Consider the following 2,190-nt stretch of genomic DNA (forward strand, 5'->3'; position numbering starts at 1 on the left):
AGTAACAAGCCCGTGAACAATCGCGCTGCAGCACTCCGCGAGGCTGTAGACGTGGCTGGACGACCACGCATCAGTGCAAACGCCAGTGCCTTCAAATGATCGGATAATAGGTAAACCATCCTCAGAAGGAGGGTCATACCATGCGCAATCATCACTATGCCCTTGGCGCGGCGCTGCTGCTCACCCTGGCGTTGCCCTGGACGTTGGCGGCAGCCGCCGACCTCAATGCGCCCATCGACATGCAGGCCGTGCAGTTGCAACCGCAAGAGCAGAACGGCGTGCGTTACCTGCAAGGCGGTATCGGCCAGGATGAAGCCAATGCCCTGCGCAAGACCAAAGGCTATGACTTGCACGTCGAGCTCTCGACTGGCGCGCAAGGCAAGTTCCAGAGCGGTGCCTCTGTTGATATTCAAAGTGCGCAAGGGCAGCCCGTGCTCAGCGTTACCGATGTCGGCCCGCTGCTCTTTGTGCAGCTACCACCGGGTCATTACAAGGTCACCGGCAATGCCGAGGGTGAGACTGTCCAGCAACAGGTGGTAGTGGATGGCAAAGCACCTGCCACGGTGAACTTGCACTGGCGTTGACTGGCATATTTCGGGCAGGGGTACATTTGTACTCCTGCTGAAAAGGAGTGCATAGCCATGAGCCTGGACCTTCAACTGGAGATGCTCGACGAGCAGGGTTTCGTGCTGATCCCCGGTGTGCTCGAACCCCTGCGCATCGCGCTGCTGCGCTGCGCCATCGATGACTTGCAGCCGATTCACTGGGACTACCAGGGGCTGCTCGAACACTACAAGTGCGTGTTCAACCGCAACCCGCTGTGGTTGCCGTTTCTTGATCTGCCACCGCTGATCAACCTGGCAGAGGCCGCGCTTGGCGAGGACTGCCACGTGATCGGCCAGACCGCCTGGCGTAGCCACCCCGGTTACCCCGGCATGGCGCTGCACCTTGACCATCTGCCCCTGCAACTGCCGGCCTGGATCAGCGAGCGCGGGGCCTTTACCCAGCCCATGCAGATTCTGACCGCGCAGGTGTACCTCAGTGATATCGATCACAGCATCGGGCCGACCTGGATCGTACCGGGCAGCCATCGTGCCGCTCGCCCGCCGCAGGCCGGCGAAGTGCAATGGCAAGGGCGTGAAGCGCATCCAGTGTTGTGCAAGGCGGGGGATGCTTTGCTGTTTCGCAGTGATGTCTGGCACAGCGGCGGCGCCAACTGCACGCAGGCGCGCGAGCGCGACATGCTGCAAGTGCATTACGGCCGGCGCATGGTGGCGCAGAAGTTTTCACCGTACCTGCATTGGCAGTTCAACCCACGTGTGCTGGAGCAGGCCACGCCCAGGCAGCGGCGGCTGTTAGGGGAGCATGAAGAGGGGGTGTATGACTGAACCCGTACGGCCACGCGCAGGGCGTTTGCTGTCAGTATTAGCCGATAGTGGCAAAGCCCTTTCAACTTTCTGATTATCTGGACAATAATCGAGAAAGTATTACCTCGTGTGACCGGTCTGGATGCGCCGGCCACCGCACAAGATCGAGGGGCTCAAGCCCCCACTTGCCGTGTAGACCATCAGGAGATGTCATTGATGAAAACCCGTCTCGCTGCTTCGCTGGCCGCTGCAGTGCTGGCCTTCGCCGGGGCCAATCTGGCTCAGGCTGCGCAGATTTCCGGTGCCGTGGGTGCCACCGGCCAAGGCGACATGACCTACCGAATCGGCCTGTCGTTCGATTGGGACAAGAAATGGCTGGAAAGCAGTACCGGCTATGTGACCGGTTACTGGGATGCGGCTTACACCTATTGGGAGGGTGGCGAAGCCAGCGGCGCGCACTCGCTGTCGTTCAGCCCGGTGTTCACCTACGAGTTCAGCGGCTTCACCTACACCCCCTACATCGAGGCCGGTATTGGCCTGGCAGCGTTTTCCAAGACGGATGTGGGCAACCAGCGGCTGGGTTCTGCGGTCAACTTCGAGGACCGCATCGGCTTTGGCCTGAAGCTGCCTGGGGCGCAGAAGGTAGGCATCCGCGCCATGCACTACTCGAATGCGGGCATCAAACAGCCGAACGACGGGATCGAGTCGTACTCGCTGTTCTACAGCAAGGCGTTCTAACCGCGGTGCCGGTGCTTTTGTAGGAGCGGCCTTGCGTCGCGAAAGGGCTGCGCAGCGGCCCCCTACGTTCTTGCTGGCACCAGAT

3 protein-coding genes are annotated in these 2,190 nt (G+C 60.9%); all 3 read left to right on the plus strand.

The features are described 5' to 3' along the window. Positions 1-140 precede the first annotated feature (140 nt). The 3 genes from NP534_RS26670 to NP534_RS26680 all read left to right on the plus strand — a co-directional run bounded on the left by NP534_RS26670 (position 141) and on the right by NP534_RS26680 (position 2,105). Entirely contained in the window at positions 141-584 is a 444-nt protein-coding gene (locus tag NP534_RS26670) for a carboxypeptidase regulatory-like domain-containing protein (protein ID WP_274100721.1), read from the plus strand. A 57-nt stretch (positions 585-641) separates the two neighbouring features. Next, complete coding sequence (locus NP534_RS26675) at positions 642-1,388, plus strand: phytanoyl-CoA dioxygenase family protein (protein WP_274100722.1); 747 nt, start codon at positions 642-644, stop codon at positions 1,386-1,388. Between the two features lie 195 nt (positions 1,389-1,583). After that, positions 1,584-2,105, plus strand: a complete 522-nt coding sequence (locus NP534_RS26680; RefSeq protein ID WP_274100723.1) for an acyloxyacyl hydrolase — start codon at positions 1,584-1,586, stop codon at positions 2,103-2,105. The last annotated feature ends 85 nt before the right edge of the window (positions 2,106-2,190 follow it).

The sequence above is a fragment of the Pseudomonas sp. 39004 genome (assembly GCF_028682155.1).
Taxonomy (GTDB): Bacteria; Pseudomonadota; Gammaproteobacteria; order Pseudomonadales; family Pseudomonadaceae; genus Aquipseudomonas; species Aquipseudomonas capeferrum.